The sequence below is a fragment of the Bacillus sp. 3255 genome (assembly GCF_031456485.1).
In the GTDB taxonomy this organism is placed as follows: domain Bacteria; phylum Bacillota; class Bacilli; order Paenibacillales; family NBRC-103111; genus Paenibacillus_E.
Window position 1 is genome coordinate 500,129 of record NZ_JAVDUS010000001.1, and the last position, 21,872, is coordinate 522,000.

Consider the following 21,872-nt stretch of genomic DNA (forward strand, 5'->3'; position numbering starts at 1 on the left):
CAAAATACTGAAAAGACCAGCTCTCCCATACCATCTATGCAGGGGATGAACTGGCCTTATCGCAGGCGGATGCCTCACTCCATCAGGTCTTGCAGCCGAACGGCCGCCCCCGATCTTGCCGATATCGTCGCCGCTTCCATGAAGCGGGTCAAGTCAAGAGCTAGCGCCAAGTTCTCCGATGCCGTCGTTCCATGCTGAATGTGAGAGACCCACTGCTCGAATGGCATCGGGATATCGTCCCTCAGCTCCGTCACGGCTTGCCAGCCTTCGCCGGCCAGCTTGGATTGGCGGACGAACAAGGTGTTATCCGTCCTGCTGTACTTCATGCTGCCTTGCGTTCCCTGCACCTCAATATCGAACTGCGAGTAGGCGTTAACGAAGCCCGCCTCCACAATGCCCAGCGCACCGCCGGGATAGCGAAGAATTGCGACTGCGCTATCCTCGACCTCGCGCTGTGTAATATAACCGAATGAGGCGCTGATGCTTTCCGGCACTCCTAGGAACATGCGGGTCAAATACATCGGATGGCAGCCCAAATCCATCAGCGCGCCTCCGCCGCATTGCGCCAGATTGAAGAAGTGAGCGGGCAGCGCTCCGTTCGGATGCTGCTCCGTCGGAAGCGCGCCGTTATGCGCAAGCCGGATCCGCACGGTCGTCACGGTCCCGAGCTCCTCTTCGCGAATCGCCCGCAAGATGGCATCTGCGAAGCCTGTGTACGCACGGGGCAGTGAAACGGTCAGCTTCACGCCCGCCGTCCGAACGGCTGCCAGGATGTCGTTGCAAGCCCTCACGGTCGTGGCGACAACCTTCTCCGTGAAAATATGCTTGCCCGCTTGAGCAGCAGCGATCATCACCTCGGGATGCATCGCCGTCGGCGTGCACACAATGACGGCATCAATGTTCGGATCCGCCAAGAGCTCGTGCAAATCCTCATAGAGGGTGACGCCGTACTCCTCGGCCTTCTGCCGTCCCCGCTCAGGCTCCTCATCCCAGATTGCGACGATCTGCGTGTGCGGGTTCATTTGCGCCTGGCGGGCATAGTCCTTGGCATGCACATGCCAGAAGCTTAACATCGCGACTCGAATCATGCGGCATAAATCTCCTTCGTGACTTTAATTAAAATAAACGGCTTCCCCTGTCCGATTCGACTCGTAGATCGCCTCGAGAATCTCCGATACGACACAAGATTGCTCAGGGGTTACAATCGGCTGTTTATCATGCAGAATCGCATCGATCCATAAGCGGATTTCTTTGTCCTGCATGCTCTCCTTCTTGCCTTCATAGAAGTCCGCGCCCTTCGCTTCGAATTGCAGCTGGTTCACATAGAGGCGGCTATGCTTCTCACCGTTGATGCGCAGGCCGTCCTGCATATCCGCGCCGCCTTCGGTTCCGCAGAGAGTGGTCTTCGCTTCTTTCGTATCCAGCGTATTGAGCGCCCAGCTGGACTCCAGCATAATGGTTGCGCCATTCTTCATTACGATCATCGCGAAAGCCGAGTCTTCCACCTTGAACTTAGCCGGATCCCACGGTCCCCAGGCATTGGCGGCATTCTCCTTGCGTGACAGCTTATGGTAGGCCGTACCGAGTACCACCTTCGGCTCGTAATTGTTCATCAGCCACAAGGTCAAGTCAAGGGCATGCGTACCGATGTCGATCAGCGGGCCGCCGCCTTGCTTCTCCTCATCGAGGAAGACGCCCCATGTCGGCACACCGCGTCTGCGAACCGCATGCGCCTTGGCGAAATAGATCTCGCCCAAATCGCCTTCCTCAACAACGCGCTTCAGATATTGGCTGTCTGCGCGAAACCGGTTGTTGTAGCCGATCGTCAGCTTCTTCCCGGTGCGCTTCGCCGCCTCCACCATGCGTCTGGCATCGGCCGCCGTTTTGGCCATCGGCTTCTCGCACATGACATGCTTACCGGCTTCCAGCGCCGCAATGGATATTTCCGCATGGGTGTCATTCGGCGTACAGATATGAACCACATCAATCGAAGCGTCGGCGAGCAGCGCCTGATAGCTGTCGTACACTTTCGAATCGGGAGCGCCAAACTTCTCCGCCGCCTGTCTCGCGCTCTCCGGACGGACATCGAAGAATCCCGCGATGTCCACTTGCTCAATTTTACTCAAGCTGGGCAGATGCTTACCTGTCGCAATGCCGCCGCAGCCGATAATGCCAACCTGCAGTTTCCTCATGATGCTTGCCTCCTGAATCCTCTTGAATTACTTCACCATTTCCATTTGCTGCTTGACGATTTCCTTCACGTCTTTCGCCATGAACGCATTGTCTTTATTTTCTTGATACCATTTATTCATGAAGTCCTCGAGCTGTTTGCCGCCTGCTTTATCCCAAGCTGCTTGCGCGTCTTTGATCGCTTGCTCCGGCGTGTACTTGCTGCCGCTGATGATCGCCTTGACGAACAGATCGCCTTTCTCTTTCAGAATCGTCGTATTAATGATGTTGAGATCGGCGCTGTAAACCGGCATATGGTCTCCAAGCGTGATACCCGGATATTCTCTTTGCGGATCAAAATAAAGCTTCTGTACTTCTTTGTACATGTCCATGCCCGCTTTCTGTTCCGGCACATCAGGCGAGAACTGGTTCAGGACGTAGTTGCACTTGTCTGTACCGGAAGAGAAGAACATCGTATAGTCGAGCGCATACCCAACCTCGTTCTTAGACTTAGCAGGGTCGATCGTTTGCGGACAGCCGTTGCTGCCTTTCTTCCAGTGCGTGCCTTCATCCCCGGCGATAATTTTCATCGCGTTCTCCGGCTTCATCATGAACTCGAGGTAACGTCCGACCGCTTCCGGATCCTTGGCTTTCGCATTAATGACCGTCGTCATTTGGACAGGGTTGTCAATCGCACCCGTGAATGTGCCCAGCGGTGATTTCGGATAGCCGAGCGGAGCGATCTCGGCACCGGCGACATTTTTCTTCAGCGTCACCATATCGTTCATCACGAAATCGTACCAACCTCCGGTAAATTTCACATAGATGCCGATCTTGCCGTTCAGGAAGTCCTGCTTCGCTTTGGCTCCGTCTTTATCGTTGATATAGTCTTTATCGACGATTCCATCGTCATAAAGCTTCTTCTTGAAGGTCAGGGAAGCCAGCTCGTTATCCCATTGACGGATCACTTTGCCGTCTTTCAGTCCCCATGCCAGCAGCGTGCTGGACGAGCCTTCGCCGAACATTTCGTTGATCGCCTGCTCGGAATATGTGCTCATATTCATGCCGTACGTATCTTTCTTGCCGTTGCCGTCAGGATCTTGATCGGCGAACGCCTTCGCAACTTGGAACAGCTCCTCGGTCGTCGTCGGCATGGAGAGATTCAGCTTCTTCAACCAGTCCGAACGAATGAGCAGGATATGCGCCGGCACTGCCTCTTTCACTTTCCCGATCTCGTACAGCTTACCGTCCGGCTTCGTGCCCGCTTTCTTAAGCTGCGGATACTGCTCCAGCAATTTGGAGTAGGTCGGCATGTATTTCAAAATATTATCCAGAGGGAGCAGCTGCTTCTGATCGTACAAGCTTCCGCGGAACGGCGTGTTGTACTCGTTCACGATATCCGGTGCTGAGCCTGAAGCGAAAAGCACATTCAATTTCTTCGTCGAATCGCTGCGCAGGATAGGGACGAACTTCACATTGGCCGGACCGTTTTGATTAATCCATTTCGTCCAGCGATTTTCTTCATAGTTGCCTTCCGAAGCCGGAACTCCCCCCCGGTCATACATGGATACGGTTACATCTCCGCGTTTGGCTGGCGTTGTCTCGCCCGGCTTGCCGGTCGCAGCCGTCGTCGCCGTTCCTTCCTTTTTCTCCGTACTGCAACCTGCAAGCGTAGCGCCTACCGCTACCACACTCAAACTTACGCCTAACCATAGCTTCAAGTTTTTCATACTTTTTCCCCCCAAGAGTATATTGTAAAAGTTTGAAATAAACTGAGATGCCTTCTTCAATAACGGTGAACTAACCTTTGACAGAGCCAAGCATAACGCCTTTCACAAAATACTTCTGCAGGAACGGATACACAAGCAGCATCGGCACCACCATCACCACGACGCCAACGGATTTCACCATCTCCGTCACAACCATCTGCTGTTCGCTTGGATTCAAGCTAGGCGAGTTCAACAAATCGTTCTTCTGCAGCATCGCTTGCACGATGACCGTCAGATTCTGCATTTCACTCTTGTTAATGTACATCAGAACACTCATGAAAGCATTCCAGTAATTAATGCCATAAAATAAAGCCAGCGTAGCCAGCATCGGCAGCGACAGCGGCAGGATCACCCGAATCAGCAGCCATGTATCGCTGCAGCCATCGATTCGTGCGGCCTCCTGCACTTCATGCGGGATGTTCTCGAAATAACTTTTCATCAAGAGCATGTTGTATGTGCTAATGAACCCTGTTAACCAAATGGACCAGTAAGAGTCGATGAGCGACAGGTTTTTGACGACCAGATAGGTGGGAATGAGCCCTCCTGAGAATAACATCGTAAATACCATTGCCATCACCAGATACCGGCGGGCGTACAAATATCCCCTCGACAACGGATAAGCGGCCAAAATTGTTCCCAGCATACTGATCACGACACCGATTACCGTAATGATAATGCTATTCTTGAATGCCTCAAGGGCGGGGCTGGCGATGAAAAATATTTTGTAAGCGGTCAGCTGCAAGCCCACCGGCCAGAGGAATACATGACCGGATTCAACCGAGGGACGGTCGCTTAGCGACAGCGCCACGATATGAATGAAGGGCAGCAAGCACGTTAAGGCAATCGCTGACAAGACGACATAGTTGGCAGCATAGAATACTTTTTCTCCCTGACTCGTTTTCATGTCGGTTCCTCCTGCTAGAATAAGGCTTGGTCGAATTTGCGGGCGATCCGGTTCGCGAGAAGCACGAGGCTGCAGCTGATGACCGATTCGAACAGTCCCATCGCAGTCGTAAGGCTGAATTGCGAGCTGCCCAGACCGATTTTGTAAATATAAGTGCTAATGACCTCGGATGAATCGGCAACGGCGCTGTTCTGCAGGTTATACACCTGATCGAAGCCCACTTCCATCACCCTGCCCATCGCCAGGATGAGCAGCAGAATGATGGTATGCCGGATACCGGGCAGTGTAATGTGCCAAATTTGCCGCCATTTGGAGGCGCCATCCATCCCCGCAGACTCGTACAGCGCCGGATCAATGGTCGTTAATGCCGCTAAGTAAATGATCGTGCTGAAGCCCATCTCTTTCCAAATGCCGGAGCCAATGAAAATGGCGATCCATGAATGCGATTCGTACAGGAACGTAACCGGTTCCATCCCAAACAATTTGAGCACCTTGTTGATCGAGCCGTAATCGGTAGCGAACAAGGAGAGCACGATACCGGAGACAATAACCCAAGAGAAGAAGTGCGGTAAGTAGACGATCGTCTGTATCCACTTCTTGAAGCTCGCTTTTCTCACCTCGTTCAGCAATACCGCCAGCACGATCGGAACCGGGAAGCCGAAGATCAGATTCAGGAAGCTGAGCCAGAATGTGTTCCATATAATTTGCACGGTGTTGGAGCTGGAGAACAGCAGCTTGAAATATTTCAAGCCCACCCAAGGGCTGTGCAGAATGCCGTCTGCAAAATTATAGTTTTTGAAAGCGATCACAAGTCCGCCCATCGGCCAATATTTGAACAGAATATAGAAAGCGAAGACGGGGATCAGCATAATGAACAAAGGGATATTTTGTTTCAGCCGTCTGCTTCTCTTTAAAGAAGCGGAGTTCGGCAGTGGCACGGATGACATCGAGACAGGAGGTTCTTCTATCCGGCTGCTCATGATTGCTCACTCCTTTAATCAATTGGTATGTCACTTATCTTATCTTCTTCGTCATTTAAAACCCTTAAAAAATTATAGAACATTCTATAAATTCGTTAGGTAATCGGTGGAAGCGATTTCTATCCCCTTAAAATATTGTATAATGACCTCATCAAGGCCAAACTACACACACCGGGGTATGAAACAATGAGCATTTGGCGGCAGCTGCTTATAGGCATGAATAGAAGCTTTCGGATCAGGCTGATTCTTAGTCTGTCCGCTATCATATTGCTGGCCTTCGGGATTACCGGCTATTTGACGTATCAATACAATTTGAAGCTGTTCGAAGAGGAGATCTCCAAGCAATTCTCCCGCACGAACGAAGAAGCTTTGGCCAAAATCGAAATGAAGGTCCAGGAGATCGTCCGCGTCTCGCAAACGGTCGTCTTCAATCCGCAGATCGAGATGTTAATCCGGCGAATCAATTCGCAAGAAGATGAGGACGCCTTCAATCTTTATTATGATAAGAAACAAATCGAAGAGCAGATCTTCCAGATCAAATCGGACGCGCCTTATATTACGGCCATGTATTTGTATGATTTGAACGGGAATCCATCTTATTTCAAATATACGACATCGGCCATCAACAATTTGGATGCTTCCACCTTTCTGAAGATCCAGACCAAGCTGAGCGACACCTACGGCAATTTGGTTTGGACGAGCATGCCGCTTCCGAGTTCGCTTGAGCCTAGCGGCTTCCGGCAGACGATTATTATTGCCAGGTATATGAAGAACAGCACGCTGAATACTTACGGCGTTCTAGTGATGGCCGTCGATGAATCCTTCTTCGCAGGCTCGCTCAAGGAGCTGACGAAGGACGGCACAGGCGAGGTCTATTTATTTAACGATAATAAAGAATTATTGTTTAGCAATGCCGTGCAAGGAACCTCCGAGAAAGCCCAATTGCTGAAGGATATGAACGAAACCCGCGTGATGGACGATCATCTCTACGTACAAGGCGAGTCCAAAGAGACCTCCTTCAAGCTCGTCAGCTCGACCTCGCTCTCGGACATTCAAGCGAAGAACAAGAATTTGTCCAAGCGTATCATCTATACCGGCTTAAGCAGCATTGCGCTGACGAGCCTGCTCATCGTGATCTTTACGGGCAAGCTGCTCCGGCCGCTGAAGGACTTGCTGCTTGGGCTCCGCAAAGTGCGGTCCGGCGATTTCGACACCCGGATAGAAATTCGCACCAAAGATGAGCTCGCGTATATCGCCGAAAGCTTCAATGCCATGGCGGAGCAGGTCGGCCGGCTTATCAAAGAAGTTTATTTAACCCAGTTAAGTGAGAGAGAGGCTGAGCTTAAAGCGCTTCAGGTACAGCTCAACCCCCATTTTCTGCATAACATGTTTAACGAGATTTATTGGAAGCTGTATTTGCAGGATGAAAAGGACACCGCCGCCTTAATTGCCGCCATATCCGAAATGCTCAAATATTCACTGATGCCGGTGCGGACGCTCACGACGGTCAGGGAAGAATTTCAGCAAATTCGCAATTATGTGAAGCTGCAAACCGAATTGTTCGAGCCCGAACTAGAAACGATCATTCAAGCCGATGAAGGGGCTCTGGACAGTGAAATGATGCGTTTCCTGCTCCAGCCTCTCGTAGAAAATGTATTCGTGCACGGCTTCCGAAATAAGGTGGGGCATAAAGTGCTGATTATCCGGGCACGCCAGCTTCAAGATCATCTGGAGATTGAAGTCACCGATAACGGCTGCGGGATGGATCAGGACGCAATCACGCTGCTGCTCGGACCGAAGGGCACCTCTCTGCCACAGCGTTCGGACGGACGGGAAAGTCTTGGCGTACGCAGTGTCGTCCGACGGCTCGAGCTCGTGCACGGCCGGCCTTACCGGCTTGAGGTGGAGAGCGCAGTAGGCAGCGGAACGACGATGCGCCTTATACTGCCAATTACCGAAAGGAAGGAGCTTAGCGATCATGCTGAAGGGTAATGTAGTCATTGTGGAGGATCAGCCCAACTTCCGTAAAGGCTTGATCAAAATGTTCGAAGACGCGCAGCTCGGCTGGAACGTTATCGGCGAAGCCAGCAACGGCCAGGATGCGCTAGCGCTGGTGGATGAGGTGAAGCCGGATCTCGTGCTTACGGATATACGTATGCCTGTCATGGACGGTATCGAGTTCGTCACCCATTTGAGGAAGCATTATCCCGATCTGCTTGTCATTATTTTGACCGGCTACAAAAACTTTGAGTACGCCCAAGCGGCTGTCCGGCTCGGAGCGCTGGATCTGCTCATTAAGCCCTGTACGGAGCAAGATGTGAAGAACGTGATGAATAAAGCGTCCGAGCGCTTCTACGAAAAATTCGGACAGCGCAGGCAGCTTCTCGCTCAGCGCCACCTGCAGCAGGATCAAGAGCTGCGTGCCGCACTCCTGAACCTGCCCTCTTCTTACGAAGCGATGAAGGGCATGGATGAAGTGCTTGCCGGGAAATCGCTGTGGCTGCTGCAGCTGAACGGCGATGACTTGGCGGCCAAAAAGTATAGCGAAGCTGACCGGAGCTTGGTCCAATTCGCCTTCTCCAATATTGCCGAAGAATTGCTGAAGAGAGACGGCCTCGACGCCAGGCTCGTTCTAGTCGAGCATGACTGCTTCGTCGCCGTAGCCGCCGGAGAACAGGGAATGGACGACGCCTTGCAGCAGGCGCTGTCCGACGCCTCCCGGCAGTATTTGAGCATTCGCGTGGATATTCAGAGCATGGGCGCCGCTCCCTCCTACAAGCAGTTAGCCCAGTGGTACAAACAATTCAAGCATAGCGAATCCCCGGGAGCAGGCTCTGCGCACTTGGATCCGGAAGCGGGCTCGGGCTCCGGGGTCACGCTGTCCCTGAATCAAGCCAAAGTCAATGAGTTGGAAATGCAGCTCATGTCGGCCATTCTGCTTGGCGGAGAACCCGCCCTTGGTCAGCTGCTGCAGCAGGTGTTGAAGGATCTGGCCCTGCAGCCTCCGGAAGAAATGAAAATCCAGGCATTAACGCTTTCCATTGCGATGCTGGGCACAATTCAGAAGGAATTTGAGCCTGAGGGACAGGAAACCGCAGCAATGGCGAGAATCCCGACCGACATGCCGCAAGCCCATTGGACGGCCTCGGATGTAACGCGCTGGGCGGACGGACAAGTGAAGCATTTCCTGAACCTGTTCCATAACTGGCAGGCGTCCAAAAGCGACAATGTCATCGAACGGGCGACAAGATACATTGAAGAGCATTATAGCGAGGAATGTCGATTAACGGACGTGGCAGCCCACCTTCATCTTAATCCGAGTTATTTCAGCGTCCTCTTCAAAAAAGCGACCGGCGAAAGCTTCACCCGCTTCGTAACGCGTCTGCGCATGGATAAGGCGGCTCTGCTGCTGCGCAATACCGACATGAAAATATTCGAAATTGCCTGCGCCATTGGCTTCGATGAGCCCAACTATTTCACCAACGTCTTTAAACAGCAATTCCAGATGTCTCCCAAAGAATATCGGAACCACCGGTAAAAGCGATATGCCTATTGGCGATCTATGATCGTTAATGGGCTTCTAGCCGCTGTGGCAACAAGCTAAAAAAAAACATCAAAATTTAACGATCACCGTGACATAAACCGACATTTATCTAAACCTTCATCGTTTATAATCTAGAATGGTTGCTATTTCGAGCTAATTTTATTAATGAGTCGGGAGTGTTACTGTTGGTCATCAAGGTTATCAAACATGTAGGTATCCCCTTCATATGCTGTTTGACGATAGTTTCATCCATCACCATGGACAAGGCGCCCAGTATGGCCGCCCTTCTATTACTCGGCTGCTCCTTCTACCTCAGCATTGTCTTCGAGCAGAAGATTCCCTATTCCTCCAAAATTCAGTTGGTGCTCCTTGCCCTTTTCCATTGGTCCAGCCATTTGAATTGGTGTTTGATTCTGTATTATGTATTAATCGGTTTCGCCATTCAGAACAGACTAACCAACGCGCATACCTTGCGGACCGCCCTCCTCTATATTTGCCTATATACGGTCATACGCCTACTCTACATGCCCTTTACATTCTACAATCTTACCGTCTCCGTCTACGACATCATGTGCTGCATTATTTTCGTACTCCTTGTTCAATATGTACTTCGTTCCGAATTAGAGAAGAAACGTTTGCGGAAAGAGAACGATTATTTAACCACGCATGATCCGCTGACAGGGCTGCTCAACTATGAAGGCTATGTGATGACCGTCGAAAGCTTAATAATTAAGCGCTTAAATTTCGCTTTGGTTTTATTGGATTTCCAAGATTTCAAATCGGTGAACTACGAAAATATTCATAACGGGAATGAAACGTTAAACCAGATCTCGCTGCTGCTCGACAGCATGTTCGGCGATGCGCACGCCATGTCGCGCTATGCCGGCGACCGGTTCGCTATTATTTTGCCTGCCAAAGAGAACCTCATTGCATCTATTAGCGAGTCCCTGGGCTCCAGTATATTAGGCTTCCAGGTTACGTACAGCTTCGCTCAGTATCCGCTAGAGGCTTCGACGACGGAGGAGCTGATCTCACTGGCCGAGGAACGCATGTTCCAGAGCAAACGGGCCATATGGTTGAAGCGGGAGGAGCATTTGTTCCGTTCCGAGAAAATGAAGATGATCGGTGAGCTGGCGGCCGGCATGGCGCATGAGATTCGCAATCCCCTTACGACCATCAAGGGCTTCATGCAGATTGCGACCAAGAGCGAATACAATATCCGTCCCTGGTTCGATGTCATCATGAGCGAAATCCGCAGGATGAACGAGTTGACGGCGGAGTTCCTGCAATTCTCCAAACCTCATATCAGCAATATGAAGCCGGAATCGGTGTCCGATTGCATGGACCGCGTCTTGTCATTGGCGGAGTCTGACGCTTTATACCGGGGGCATACCATTATTTTTGAAGATACGAAGGAAGCGCTCTATATTTTCATTGACCGGGACAAAGTCGTACAGGTTCTCTTGAACCTCATCCAGAACGCCTTTGAGGCGATGCTTCAGCCCGGCAATGTTCACGTGCGCATAAAACAGGAGGACATGCTTGCGATCATTGAAATTGAGGATAGCGGTGGCGGTATCTCGGAGAGCGATATGGATAAAATCTTCAATCCTTTCTATACGACCAAAGAAAACGGCACAGGTCTGGGCTTGTCCATCTGCCAGAAAATCGCCGTCGACCACGGCGGGTCGCTGGAGGTGAAGAGCGCGCCCGGCCTGGGCTCGGTCTTTAGCTTTAAGCTGCCGGTGGTGCAGGCTTAGAGCTGTGGCGCGGGGCGCGGGCGCGGGGCGCGGGCGCGAGGCGCAGGGCGCGAGGCGCGGGCGCGAGGCGCGGGACCCGGGCGCGGGCGCAGGCGGCTAACGGACACCGCGGCGCTTATTCGGCGAATTATCGCCGAATCGAGAATCTAACGGACACCAGTGACGCTATTTGGCCATTTGGAGCATGATTTTGCTCCAAAACCGGCAAATAAGCTCATCTGTGTCCATTAGATTCCGAACAAGCCGATTCGCCCGGCAATAGCGGCCTCCATGTCCGTTGGAACCGCGGCGGCGGCGAAGCCGGGTGCGGGTCTACGGCCTGGCGCAGGGCCGCCCCACGCTAACGGACACCGCAGCGCTTATTCGGCGAATTATCGCCGAATCGAGAATCTAACGGACACCGGTGACGCTATTTGGCCATTTGGAGCACGATTTTGCTCCAAAACCGGCAAATAAGGTCATCTGTGTCCATTAGATTCCGAACAAGCCGATTCGCCCGGCAATAGCGGCCTCCATGTCCGTTAGAACCGCGGCGGCAGCGAAGCCGGGTGCGGGTCTACGGCCTGGCGCAGGGCCGCCTCACGCTAACGGACACCGCAGCGCTTATTCGGCGAATTATCGCCGAATCGAGAATCTAACGGACACCAGTGACGCTATTTGGCCATTTGGAGCACGATTTTGCTCCAAAACCGGCAAATAAGCTCATCTGTGTCCGTTAGATTCCGAACAAGCCGATTCGCCCGGCAATAGCGGCCTCCATGTCCGTTAGAACCGCGGCGGCGGCGAAGCCGGGTGCGGGTCTACGGCCTGGCGCAGGGCCGCCCCCCGCTAACGGACACCGCAGCGCTTATTCGGCGAATTATCGCCGAATCGAGAATCTAACGGACACCGGTGACGCTATTTGGCCGTTTGGAGCACGATTTTGCTCCAAAACCGGCAAATAAGCTCATCTGTGTCCATTAGATTCCGAACAAGCCGATTCGCCCGGCAATAGCGGCCTCTGTGTCCGTTAGAACCGAGGCGGCGCTTCGGTTCAACTAAAGAAAACCGTCAGGGAAGCCCACTGACGGTTTTCTTTAATCTGCCAAACTATCCAGCACAGCCTGCAAACGCTGGTAGCGAAGCTCCGTGGTCTTGCGAAATTCCGCAATTTTGGCAAGCTTCTGATCCATGAGCTCAAGCTGGTTCTGGACGATTTGCCGCATCTCCAGCAGCTCCTGTCTTTTCAGTTCTTTGTCTTCCGTTTGCAAATAGCCCTGGCGGTGCGCGTTAAGCTTCCTGCTTATGGCCACGAACTCCTGAATCTCTTGGAGCGAGAAGCCCAACACATCGCGGGCGTTCACAATTTGCTTCAATTGTTCAATGTGCTCGCGGGCATATAGACGGGTCCCGCCTTCGCTCCGTTCAGGTGCTTCAAGCAAGCCAAGCTCTTCATAATAACGAATCGTCCGCTTCGTCAACCCAACCTCTTTGGCGACGTCGTCGATCTTATATTTGGTCAAACCGTTCGCCCCCTAGCGAGAAATGCCCAAGCTTTCTCATCTATTGTAGCAGACCTGCGGACGACAATAAAATACAGCCCCTTGCGCTTCCCCCGCCATCACGCACGCTCAAGCCGGCGTAATAAAAACATCCTGCTCCCCGGCCCTGCAGGCGCGTGACATATAAAGCCGCTCGAACTGATCGGCAGGTACGGGAACAGCAAGCCAATAACCTTGGGCATACCGGCACCCGTGCTTTTTCAAATACGCCAATTGCTCGTCCGACTCCACACCTTCAGCTACCGCTTCCAGCTTCAAATTACCGGCAACCGCGATCGCCGCCTCAAGGAAAGAAGGATCAGGCTCCGGATCGGTGAGTCGATGTATGAACGATTTGTCAATCTTGATGGCATGAAACGGCAATTTGCGCAAATAACGGATGGAAGCGTGACCTGTGCCGAAATCGTCGATTGACAGCCTCACCCCCATCCCGGCAAGCGCCTCAAGCTTCTCCAGCATGCCTTCAGAATCGAAGCCCTGATTCTCTTTGATTTCGAGCTCCAGGTAATGAGGCTCCAGCCCGCTTCGCCGCAAAACATCGTGCACGGTCCCAACGAAGTGATCCTGTTCCAGCTGAATCGATGATAGGTTGACCGCAATCGGAATACGCTCCAAGCCAGCGTTATGCCAGATTTTCAATTGCCGAACGGCGGTCTGCAGCACCCAACCACCAATTTCGTTGATTTGCCGGGACTCCTCCGCCACAGGAATGAACTGCAGCGGTGAAACGCGGCCCAGCAGCTTGTTGTCCCACCTTAATAGTGCTTCTATACCCGCAATATCGCCCGTACGGAGATCGAACTTCGGCTGATACACGAGGCTGAACTCCTGTCCCACGAAGGCTTGGCTTAGCTGCCGTACGATCTCGGCGGATTGAGATAATCTTTGCTTAATATCCTGATTGAAAAATTGGTAATTGTTCCGCCCCTGCTCCTTAGCCGCGTACATGGCATAGTCAGCGCTGCGCAGCAGCTGCTCCGGCGATTCCCCGTCAGACGGGTACAAGGAGATGCCGATATTCGTCGATACGAAGTTCTCGCCGCTGCCGATCCGCATGGGAGCTTCCAGCCGACCCACGATTTGTTGGACTTGCTTGGTCACAGCCTCCATCTCTCCCGTCGGTCCCACAGGCAGTAAAATGACAAATTCATCCCCGCTAAGCCTGGAAGCGGACCCTCCGGCCGGCAGGCCATTGGCAATCAGAGCCGAAAACTGCTGCAGAACCTGGTCGCCAGTCTGATGGCCCAAGGAATCGTTGATCCCTTTGAACCTGTAAATATCCAGGAACAGCACGGCCAAGCTCCGATGTTGACTTCTGGCTTGCTCCAAGCCGGCTTCGATGAGCTGATTAAACTGATTGCGGTTCGGAAGTCCCGTCAAATGATCATAATAAGCCAGCCGCTGAATGAGCTCCTCGGACTTTTTCCTTTCGGTCAGATCGCGCAAGTAGGCCGTGTATATCATTTCCCCCTCATTAACGAGGCTCGTTATAATAATCTCTACTGGAAACGGAGTCCTGTCGGCCCGGTAAGCCGTCACTTCAAAGCGTTTGCCGATGATCGTCTCGGCCAGCTGGGTCAGCTGCCTGTATAGAGAAGCGGCTTCCTCCCCGTCTTGGTCAATTAGAAAGAGCAAATCGAAAATCGTACGATGAATCGCCTCGCTGCGCGTATACCCGAAAATAGCTTCCGCCGCGGGATTAAATTCAATGATCCGGCCTTGCGATTTGAACATGAGGATACCGTCAATCGCCGACTCCAGAATCGATGCCTTGAGCGCAATCTGCTCCGCCAACCGCCGATCGGCCGACAAGGAGCTGATGAAGCTCACCGCGAAAATCAGAATCGTACCGAAGGCTACGTACATGGCCACTACAAAGAAATCCATGCTGGTTCCGTGCGCGCCGCCGGAATGATAGCCTTCCGGGAATGTCATGACAGCTGCAGACATCCCCATATAGTGCATCCCGGTAATGGCGACCGCCATAATGAAGCCGCTGAACGCAATGTTCTGGCTCCTCTTGAATAAGGCATGCAGCGAAGTTACAGCCGCCCATACGGCGATGAGAATTGACAAAGCGAGCTGCAGCGGATGATAGCTTATGCTGATCTGCTGCAAAGCGGCCATGCCGATATAATGCATCCCGCTGATCGCCAGCCCCATCGAAGTCCCGCCGATGATAAGCCTGGCGCGGGAATATGTGCCCAGGAACGTCACGGCAAATCCGATGAGCGTACCCGCGATCGCCACTGCAATAGAGGCGCTTACGATCCGGATATCGTAGGTCACCCCAGCAGGCAATTGATACGCCAGCATGGCGATGAAGTGCATCGACCATATACCCACACCCATAACGCCCGCACTGCAGATCAACCAGCTTGTCCGCTGCCATCCGTCGGTAGACAAAACTTTGCGCGCGAGGTTCAACGCCGTGAAGGAGGCGAGCAGCGCTATGCTGAACGAGAGGAGAAAAAAGGACGACATTATAGCTTTCCGTAATCGTATGATGCATAGACAAGCCTCATTTCGTTATTACTGTAAGGAGAATGTGATCTTCGCCGTATGCACGATCTCATTCAATTGATCACTATGCCCCTCGAGTTTGTCGGCCGGCTTCGATGTTCGGTGAATGACATGACCTGATCCTGTTCGTCGGTTCGTTAACTTACATGTTTCACATTGTCGGCTAATTGTACCGAGAGGACGGATATTGTGTGCGAGAGACTCTCTACAATCGACCTCACGGTTTGCTGAAGCTTCAGATTCTGCTGATCTTCGAATAGCGCCGCAGCTTTTCGGTTGGCCATAATTTGATAGATCAAGGCCCCAATAAACAAGATGACGAAAATCAAGTGAATCGCTACCATCGAGAAAGCGTACTTCCCAGAGCCATACACCAGTTCAGGAAATAACACGAATCGCGCGAGATGTTGAACGGCAATAAGAATGGCCAGGACCATGAAAATTGAAAAATGATACTCAAATATCCCCTTGCCTCCGGCGATGATCGACATGCTGCACATGGTTAGCGAAAGCGTATGAATCATCGGAATCCAGGCATTCACCGCGTGCAGACGGGACAATATCAAGCCGATAATGACGAGCAGGATCGGGATGGCGATAAAGAAATCAAGCAGCATGGAAGCGTCGGTTATGACTTCGTGCTGCATAAGCTCTTTCAAACAAAAGCCCCCCTGGATGGATTATCCAATGGTTAATAAAGAAAAGACCACCCCGAATACAGGATGGTCCCTCCCTACCCGGTAACCTGTCAACCATAGCATACAGTGAAATGGTATGCCTTAGGCCACGGCTTTGCGTCTCATTGTTTCCAATGATTTGCCTTTATCAATCTGGTAGTATCTAATTGTTTCCGTCTTCATACAGTCTGTTCTTATTATAGTTCGCAAAAAAATTAACTGTACATAGCAATAATTGTTGCATGGTGTCGAATTCAATAAAATTCCGATAAGAATTGCATAATTTTTATTTATCAGACTTAACTTGTGGTATAATTCCGGGTTCGGCCTCTTCGGTCATTCCCCTATTTCCGTTTCAATCAGCGCAAACTGTGTAACATCTGCGATGCCGCGGTTCGTTATGCGAATTTCCGGGATAACCGGCAGTGCAATCAGCGAGAACGTCATGAACGGAGCATGGAGCGGACAACCCAGCTGCTTCCAGGCCAATTCCAGCTCGGCGACTTCTTGCACAACCTCTTGTAACGATTTATCAGACATCAGGCCTGCGATCGCCATCGGTACTTGAGCCAGCACCTTGCCGTCTTCGACGACGATCATACCGCCCCCGATTCTCACAAGTTCATTGGCTGCGAAAGCCATATCGTTCTCATCCACACCCATCACGATTAAGTTATGGCTGTCATGAGCCACCGTTGAAGCGACCGCACCCGACTTCAGCCCGAAGCCATGCGCGAAGCCAAGCGCAAGCTGACCTGTCCCGCGGTGCCGCTCTATACAGGCAAGCCGAATGATATCTTGGCCGGGGTCCGGCTGGATAATGCCTTGTTCAACCTTTAGCGAAGCCGTCATTTTCGCCGTGCGGGCACTATTCTCGATAGCCCCGATAACATGGACTCGCGTCCGCTCCCCTTGATACCGGCTCGCAAGGCGGAAATCCTCCGCTGCCAGCGCACGCTTCACATGCATTGAATGGAGAATTTGCTCCGGATATGTGTAGACAGGGAACTCGGCTGCAAGCCGGCCGTTCTCATAGATGACGGTCCCATCCGTTATCACTACAGCCGGTTCAACCTTGTACAGATCATCCAACAGCACAATGTCCGCACATTTGCCCGGCGTAATACTGCCTAAATCCTTCTCCAGATTGAAATAGCGCGCCACATTGATCGTTACCATTTGGATCGCGGTCACCGGGTCGACACCCTCCTCGATCGCGCGGCGCACGACGTGGTTGAGATGACCCTGCTCCACAAGTGTCTGCGGGCTTACATCATCCGTCACCAGCGAGATATTGGAGGTGTTCACCTTATCCTCGGTGACGACTTTGATGACTTCCTTGACATCATGCCATGCCGAGCCTTCGCGGATCATCAGATGCATGCCCATGCGCACCTTATGCAGCCCTTGCTCCCGCGTGACCGTTTCATGATCGGAAGTCACGCCCGAAGCGATATAGGCTTGCAGCATGCGGTCATCCTCGCTGGGGAAATGTCCCGTGACCGTCTTGCCGCTAAGGATGGTGGCCTCGATTTCTCCGCACATGGTGGGATCGCCGTACACGACACCCGGGAAATTCATCACTTCGCCAAGTCCGACGACTTGATCCCATTTCAGACCCGCCTCAATATCCGCTACACCCAAGCTTGCTCCGGCATCCTCCAAGTCCGTTGTAGCGGGTACGCAGGACGGGAAGGTCGTAAACACCTTAAGCGGAAGTCCCTGCCCCTCTTCATGCATCAACCGCACTCCTTCTACCCCGCACACATTGGCAATCTCATGCGGATCCATGAAGATGCCCGTCGTTCCCTTGGCGAGCGCCGCTTTGGCGAACTCGGTTACCGAGAGCATCGTGCTTTCGACATGCATATGTCCGTCCAAAAAGCCGGGAACGATGTACTTGCCGCCGGCATCGATCATAACGGTTTGCTCGCCAATCGTATGATCGGCGTTTCCGATATAGGCGATTCGCCCGGCGGCGATCGCAACGTCCATATTCGCCAGCAATTCTCCCGAATACACATTCACGAGCGTTCCGTTCTTGATAACCGTATCCGCGAACGCATGACCCATTGCGACCTTCGCTAGCTGCCGGCTTACATCCACTAATCGACTTCTTCGATTGTATCTCATCATTCGTTATCTCCTTTGAAATATGTCATCTACTATTATAGCCGATCTAGTTAATGATATGGAGCGGGCGCCGCGCGAATGCCGAGCAGGTATACCGCTTACAGATTCAAGACGTTGAATGAAGATAATGGCATTCGGGCAGGTTAAGGCAGCAGGAGGTGTTACTGTCTTGGATGCCGAAGTGACCAAGCCGGACTTATCCCCAGTCCCTATTTGGAGATGCAAGAACAACGAATGTAAGGCATGGATGCGCGAAGAGCTGGCAGCCTCTCCGTCGCCGGAATGTCCGCTGTGCAAAGGCGGCATGCTGAAGAGCATCAAGCATCTGCCTAAGCTGGTCAAAAAGAAACCGCGAAAAAAACCGTGAAGCAGCCCGCTTCACGGTTTTATTACGATACATAAGCAGCTACCCGTTCGAAAAAGTCCACCCCGCCGACCTGACCGCCCTTCAGCACCAGTTCCAGACCGTCAAAACGCGGATTATGGGCATACGCCCGGCAGAGCGGTCCTCCAGGATCCAGCAGCGCCTTGCACTCCAGCGCATAGATGCCGAGCTCTCTCGTCACATACCCCGAGGTGTCTCCCCCCGCGATCAGAACACGGGGCAAGGCGAGCTCCCTGACGAGCTCGTTCGTGAGAGAACCGAGCGCCATACCCAGCAGACGGCTGCTGTCCTCGGAGCGGATTCCCCGGGCAGCGAGCGCTTGGCGAGTATGCGCGATACTTGCATCCTCCGGGCCTGTTGCCGAATAGAGGATGACGCTCCTGCCGCCGGCCAGCTGCTTCGCCGCTTCTTGCCGCAGGGCGGCCATCGCCGCCTCCCGCGATTCCGCGCTCAGCAGTTCCTCCACCGCGACCCGGATGCCTGCGAAGCCCGCCTCCAGGGCGCACGCGATCTGCGCCCCTGTGACCGGCGAGCAGCTGCCCGAGACGACCAGCAGCGGCGCTGTACCGGAAGCGCCTCCCGGGGGCGTCTGAGGCACAGGAAGCCCTAAAGGCCCTGAAGGCCCTGCTGTCGCTGCCGCTTCCTGCTGCCATACCGCCCCCAAGGCGTACTCCACGCCCGACGATCCGATGACGAACAAGCCGTCCTGCCCGGCCGCCTCCTCCCAGATGAGCCGCCCAGCCGTCTCCAAGCGCCGCTCATCCAGCACGTCGAAGAGAACCATATCCGGCGCCTCCTGCGCGATAATGCGCTCCAAGCGCTCGCGCACCTCTTCGGCCACGCCATCCTGCGCCAAAATATCCAGCAGCGCGACCCGCAGCTCTGTCTGCTGAGCCAGATGCCGGCGCAAATCCGCCTCCGCCATCGGCGTGACCGGATGCGCGGACATCGTCGGATGGCGGTCCAGCCGGTGCACGGCGCCACCGGCGCTGCCGACGCCGCCGGCAGCGAAATGATGGCCGAACAGCGTATACCGGCCCAAGTAAGGACTACCGGCCAGCAGCGGAATATAACGGCCGCCGAACACCTCGCGTCCGATCTCCGCCGCTTTGCCGATGCTGCCCGTACCGGGCGAGGAGTCGAAGGTCGAGCATATTTTGTAATGCACAACAGCAGCTCCAGCCGCCTTCAAGGTAGTAAATATAGGGCGCAGCTCCCGCTCCATCTCCTCAGGCGTCAGCGACCGTCCGACACCGGCCACGCCGAAGCAGTCGATCTCTTGAAACCTGGCTTCCAGCAGTTCCTGCGCAGGAGGCTCCAGAAACAGGACCGTTCTAAGCCCTGTCTGAAAAAGCGATTCCAGCACGTCGGTCGAACCCGTGAAGTCGTCCCCATAATAGCAGAGCGGCCGTCTGGCACGCTTCGCTACAGGCTGCCTTTCCCTAAGATCGTCCTCCCCGCTCATCGCCCTCACACCTTCCCATATTTCTCGATCGCCCTCCGCAAGGAAGGATGCTGCGCAGCATACGCCTCGAGCGGAATGCCTTGCACCGCCGCCTCCCAGCCCAGCTTCATGCTCTCGAAGCCGGCCGCCGGCCCGTCGGGGTGAGCCAGCATACCACCGCCGGCCAAGTGCATGACGTCCACCGTTCCCGTTGCCGCATATGTAGCCGGCGCCGTTCCCGCCCACTGGGCGGAGGATACGACCGGCATCGCCTTATAGCCGCCGAACAGAGGCGCCGTACAAGCTTCAATGGACCGCACGACCGATTCATTGCTCTCATAGAATTTACTGTTCAATCCGTTAACGTGCAGCTGATCCGCCCCGGCCAACCGGCAAAGCTTCTGATAAGCCGTAAACTCCATGCCGAGCAGCGGAGAACGGGTCATCATTCCCCATTGATTACGATGTCCGTGAATCGGAACTTCGCTGAACGAATTCAAATAGGACAAACCCGAAAGCCCGATGCTCAGGATGCTCACCATCACGCAAGTACCGCCCGCCCCTACGACCAAGTCGTGATTGCGGCGCAGCTCGTCATAATCGCCTGTGATATTGAACGCATACATCAGCTTCCTGCCGGTGGCGTCCGCCGCCCTTTCGACAGCCGCCATGACGGCTTTCACTTTATCCGCTAGCGGCGCATAGGGAGGATTGGCGTTCAGTTCATCATCCTTGATGAAATCCATTCCCGCCCGAGCCAGCTTCTCCACCAGCGCCGACAGCTCTTCCATCGATAAGCCGACGCTGGGCTTCACGATCGTCCCGAGAATCGGCCTGTCGTAGACGCCCGTCAGCTTCCTCGTCCCTTCAATGCCGAACTTAGGCCCGGGGTAGCGCACGGCGAAAGCTTCCGGCAGCTCCAAATCCAGCAGTCTCAGCCCTGACAATTCCTGCAGCTCATACAGATTGCCGGCGACAGCCGACATCAGATTCGGGATCGACGGCCCGAAGTTGAGCAGCGGGAACGACACGCTCACCCGTCCGCGGCGGTACTTGCCATCGTGATTCGGCGGCGTTTTGGCACCGGGCAGCGATGGCCGGTCAGCCGGCTCCAACGGCTCGATGCGCTCCACTCTTGCCCCATGCCGCTCCTTCAGAGCGTCCGTCTCGCCGGGAACCGCGGTGAACGTCCCGGTGGACTGCTCCCCGGCTATACAAGCGGCAGCCAACTCCAACGAATACGCAGTTTCCACCAAATAAACAGCCGTTACGCGATCTTGATTCATTCCGCTTCTCCTCCTACGAACCCGCCTTAGCCGCTTCCAGCACAGCCTTCACCTGCAGAGCGCCGAATCTCGGCGATGACAGCACCGGCTTGCCAGTTGCCTCAGCCAGCGCCTGCTCCATACGCGCCATCGAGCCTTGCGCCAGGACGAGCACATCGGCGCCGTCCATCACCCGCTTCGCCGTCTCCAGCAGCAGGCGGTCGTGCTCTTCCGGCTTGCCTCCGACCAAGGCGTCGAACGCGCCTTCGGCCAGCCCGCTGACCAGCTGCACGGCAGCACCCGCTTCATCCGCCTTGCGCTGGATCAGCCTTAGGGTCGGCTCGAGGGTGGACGGCAGCGTCGCCAATACGGCAATGCGCTCATAGCCGGCCACCGCTGCGCCCGCCATGGCTTCGTCGATCCGAACAATCGGCACACTCAGCGCCGTCCGCGCCTCGTCTGCAACGTCTCCGACGGAGGAGCATGTATTCAGAATGACATCGGCGCCGATCTCCTCGGCATGCCGGTAATACTGCATCAAATGCTTAGACACGACCTCCGGAATATGCCCGGCACGCACGACATCCCCGATCAGGCTGTCATCGATAATATTGTAGAGCCGCACGTCCGGCAGCAGCTCTTGAAACACCTTTTTCAACGGATCGGCCAACCCTTGGCCCGTATAGATCGCAACGACAGTTTGCATCGGAGTCCCTCCTGACATTTGTTCCAAACTTATCCAGCCCCCTCATTCTCACGCCATCCCGTACCCGCTGGC

General features: G+C 53.9%; 19 protein-coding genes and 1 riboswitch. Of the genes, 7 read left to right on the forward strand and 12 right to left on the reverse strand.

Going from position 1 to position 21,872, the window contains the following annotated elements; all coding sequences use genetic code 11:
- Positions 1 to 74: 74 nt before the first annotated feature.
- From J2X61_RS02095 to J2X61_RS02115, 5 genes are all read right to left on the reverse strand, one after another.
- Positions 75 to 1,088, reverse strand: a complete 1,014-nt coding sequence (locus J2X61_RS02095) for a Gfo/Idh/MocA family protein (protein WP_310185450.1) — start codon at positions 1,086 to 1,088, stop codon at positions 75 to 77.
- A 24-nt stretch (positions 1,089 to 1,112) separates the two neighbouring features.
- Complete coding sequence (locus J2X61_RS02100) at positions 1,113 to 2,195, reverse strand: Gfo/Idh/MocA family protein (RefSeq protein ID WP_274467478.1); 1,083 nt, start codon at positions 2,193 to 2,195, stop codon at positions 1,113 to 1,115.
- 24 nt (positions 2,196 to 2,219) lie between these two features.
- Positions 2,220 to 3,899, reverse strand: coding sequence for a type 2 periplasmic-binding domain-containing protein (locus J2X61_RS02105; RefSeq protein WP_310185451.1), 1,680 nt, complete (start codon positions 3,897 to 3,899; stop codon positions 2,220 to 2,222).
- Between the two features lie 70 nt (positions 3,900 to 3,969).
- Positions 3,970 to 4,842, reverse strand: a complete 873-nt coding sequence (locus J2X61_RS02110; RefSeq protein ID WP_274466887.1) for a carbohydrate ABC transporter permease — start codon at positions 4,840 to 4,842, stop codon at positions 3,970 to 3,972.
- A 14-nt stretch (positions 4,843 to 4,856) separates the two neighbouring features.
- Positions 4,857 to 5,789, reverse strand: coding sequence for an ABC transporter permease (locus J2X61_RS02115; protein ID WP_274467479.1), 933 nt, complete (start codon positions 5,787 to 5,789; stop codon positions 4,857 to 4,859).
- A gap of 249 nt (positions 5,790 to 6,038) precedes the next feature.
- Between J2X61_RS02115 and J2X61_RS02120 the strand changes: the two genes are divergently transcribed.
- From J2X61_RS02120 to J2X61_RS02145, 6 genes are all read left to right on the forward strand, one after another.
- The gene (locus J2X61_RS02120; protein WP_310185454.1) at positions 6,039 to 7,814 is read left to right on the forward strand and encodes a cache domain-containing sensor histidine kinase; all 1,776 of its coding nucleotides are present in this window, start codon (positions 6,039 to 6,041) and stop codon (positions 7,812 to 7,814) included.
- Positions 7,801 to 9,360: a response regulator transcription factor gene (locus tag J2X61_RS02125; protein WP_310185457.1), complete on the forward strand. Its 1,560-nt coding sequence runs from the start codon at positions 7,801 to 7,803 to the stop codon at positions 9,358 to 9,360. Before J2X61_RS02120 ends, J2X61_RS02125 begins: the two co-directional genes overlap by 14 nt.
- Before the next feature lie 239 nt (positions 9,361 to 9,599).
- Positions 9,600 to 11,126 (forward strand): sensor histidine kinase, encoded by a 1,527-nt coding sequence (locus J2X61_RS02130; RefSeq protein WP_310185459.1) that lies wholly within the window; start codon positions 9,600 to 9,602, stop codon positions 11,124 to 11,126.
- 270 nt (positions 11,127 to 11,396) lie between these two features.
- Positions 11,397 to 11,582: a hypothetical protein gene (locus tag J2X61_RS02135; protein WP_310185461.1), complete on the forward strand. Its 186-nt coding sequence runs from the start codon at positions 11,397 to 11,399 to the stop codon at positions 11,580 to 11,582.
- 58 nt (positions 11,583 to 11,640) lie between these two features.
- Positions 11,641 to 11,826 carry a hypothetical protein gene (locus J2X61_RS02140; protein WP_310185463.1) on the forward strand — a complete coding sequence of 62 codons (186 nt, stop codon included), beginning with the start codon at positions 11,641 to 11,643 and terminating at the stop codon, positions 11,824 to 11,826.
- A gap of 58 nt (positions 11,827 to 11,884) precedes the next feature.
- The gene (locus J2X61_RS02145) at positions 11,885 to 12,070 is read left to right on the forward strand and encodes a hypothetical protein (RefSeq protein WP_310185466.1); all 186 of its coding nucleotides are present in this window, start codon (positions 11,885 to 11,887) and stop codon (positions 12,068 to 12,070) included.
- A gap of 132 nt (positions 12,071 to 12,202) precedes the next feature.
- On the opposite strand, the gene J2X61_RS02150 is transcribed toward J2X61_RS02145, so the two are convergent.
- The 4 genes from J2X61_RS02150 to ade form a co-directional block, all read right to left on the reverse strand.
- Positions 12,203 to 12,628 carry a MerR family transcriptional regulator gene (locus tag J2X61_RS02150; protein WP_310185469.1) on the reverse strand — a complete coding sequence of 142 codons (426 nt, stop codon included), beginning with the start codon at positions 12,626 to 12,628 and terminating at the stop codon, positions 12,203 to 12,205.
- Positions 12,629 to 12,736: 108 nt separating this feature from the next.
- On the reverse strand, positions 12,737 to 15,094 hold the full coding sequence (locus J2X61_RS02155; protein ID WP_310185471.1) for a bifunctional diguanylate cyclase/phosphodiesterase: 2,358 nt from the start codon (positions 15,092 to 15,094) through the stop codon (positions 12,737 to 12,739).
- A gap of 233 nt (positions 15,095 to 15,327) precedes the next feature.
- Positions 15,328 to 15,849 carry a hypothetical protein gene (locus tag J2X61_RS02160; RefSeq protein WP_310185473.1) on the reverse strand — a complete coding sequence of 174 codons (522 nt, stop codon included), beginning with the start codon at positions 15,847 to 15,849 and terminating at the stop codon, positions 15,328 to 15,330.
- Positions 15,850 to 15,926: 77 nt separating this feature from the next.
- Positions 15,927 to 16,021, reverse strand: a riboswitch (cyclic di-GMP riboswitch).
- A 182-nt stretch (positions 16,022 to 16,203) separates the two neighbouring features.
- The gene (ade, locus tag J2X61_RS02165) at positions 16,204 to 18,003 is read right to left on the reverse strand and encodes an adenine deaminase (protein ID WP_396135387.1); all 1,800 of its coding nucleotides are present in this window, start codon (positions 18,001 to 18,003) and stop codon (positions 16,204 to 16,206) included.
- Positions 18,004 to 18,118: 115 nt separating this feature from the next.
- Here ade and J2X61_RS02170 point away from each other — a divergent pair, with 115 nt between their 5' ends.
- Entirely contained in the window at positions 18,119 to 18,367 is a 249-nt protein-coding gene (locus tag J2X61_RS02170) for a cold-inducible protein YdjO-related protein (protein ID WP_310185478.1), read from the forward strand.
- 22 nt (positions 18,368 to 18,389) lie between these two features.
- Here the strand turns inward: J2X61_RS02170 and J2X61_RS02175 are convergent, their stop codons facing one another.
- Genes J2X61_RS02175 through J2X61_RS02185 form a run of 3 tightly spaced genes read right to left on the reverse strand, consistent with a single transcriptional unit; the run spans position 18,390 to position 21,800 of the window.
- Positions 18,390 to 19,850 carry a four-carbon acid sugar kinase family protein gene (locus tag J2X61_RS02175; protein WP_310185480.1) on the reverse strand — a complete coding sequence of 487 codons (1,461 nt, stop codon included), beginning with the start codon at positions 19,848 to 19,850 and terminating at the stop codon, positions 18,390 to 18,392.
- Positions 19,851 to 19,855: 5 nt separating this feature from the next.
- Complete coding sequence (locus J2X61_RS02180) at positions 19,856 to 21,115, reverse strand: ribulose-bisphosphate carboxylase large subunit family protein (RefSeq protein WP_310185482.1); 1,260 nt, start codon at positions 21,113 to 21,115, stop codon at positions 19,856 to 19,858.
- 13 nt (positions 21,116 to 21,128) lie between these two features.
- Complete coding sequence (locus J2X61_RS02185; RefSeq protein ID WP_274466901.1) at positions 21,129 to 21,800, reverse strand: aspartate/glutamate racemase family protein; 672 nt, start codon at positions 21,798 to 21,800, stop codon at positions 21,129 to 21,131.
- Positions 21,801 to 21,872 lie beyond the last annotated feature (72 nt).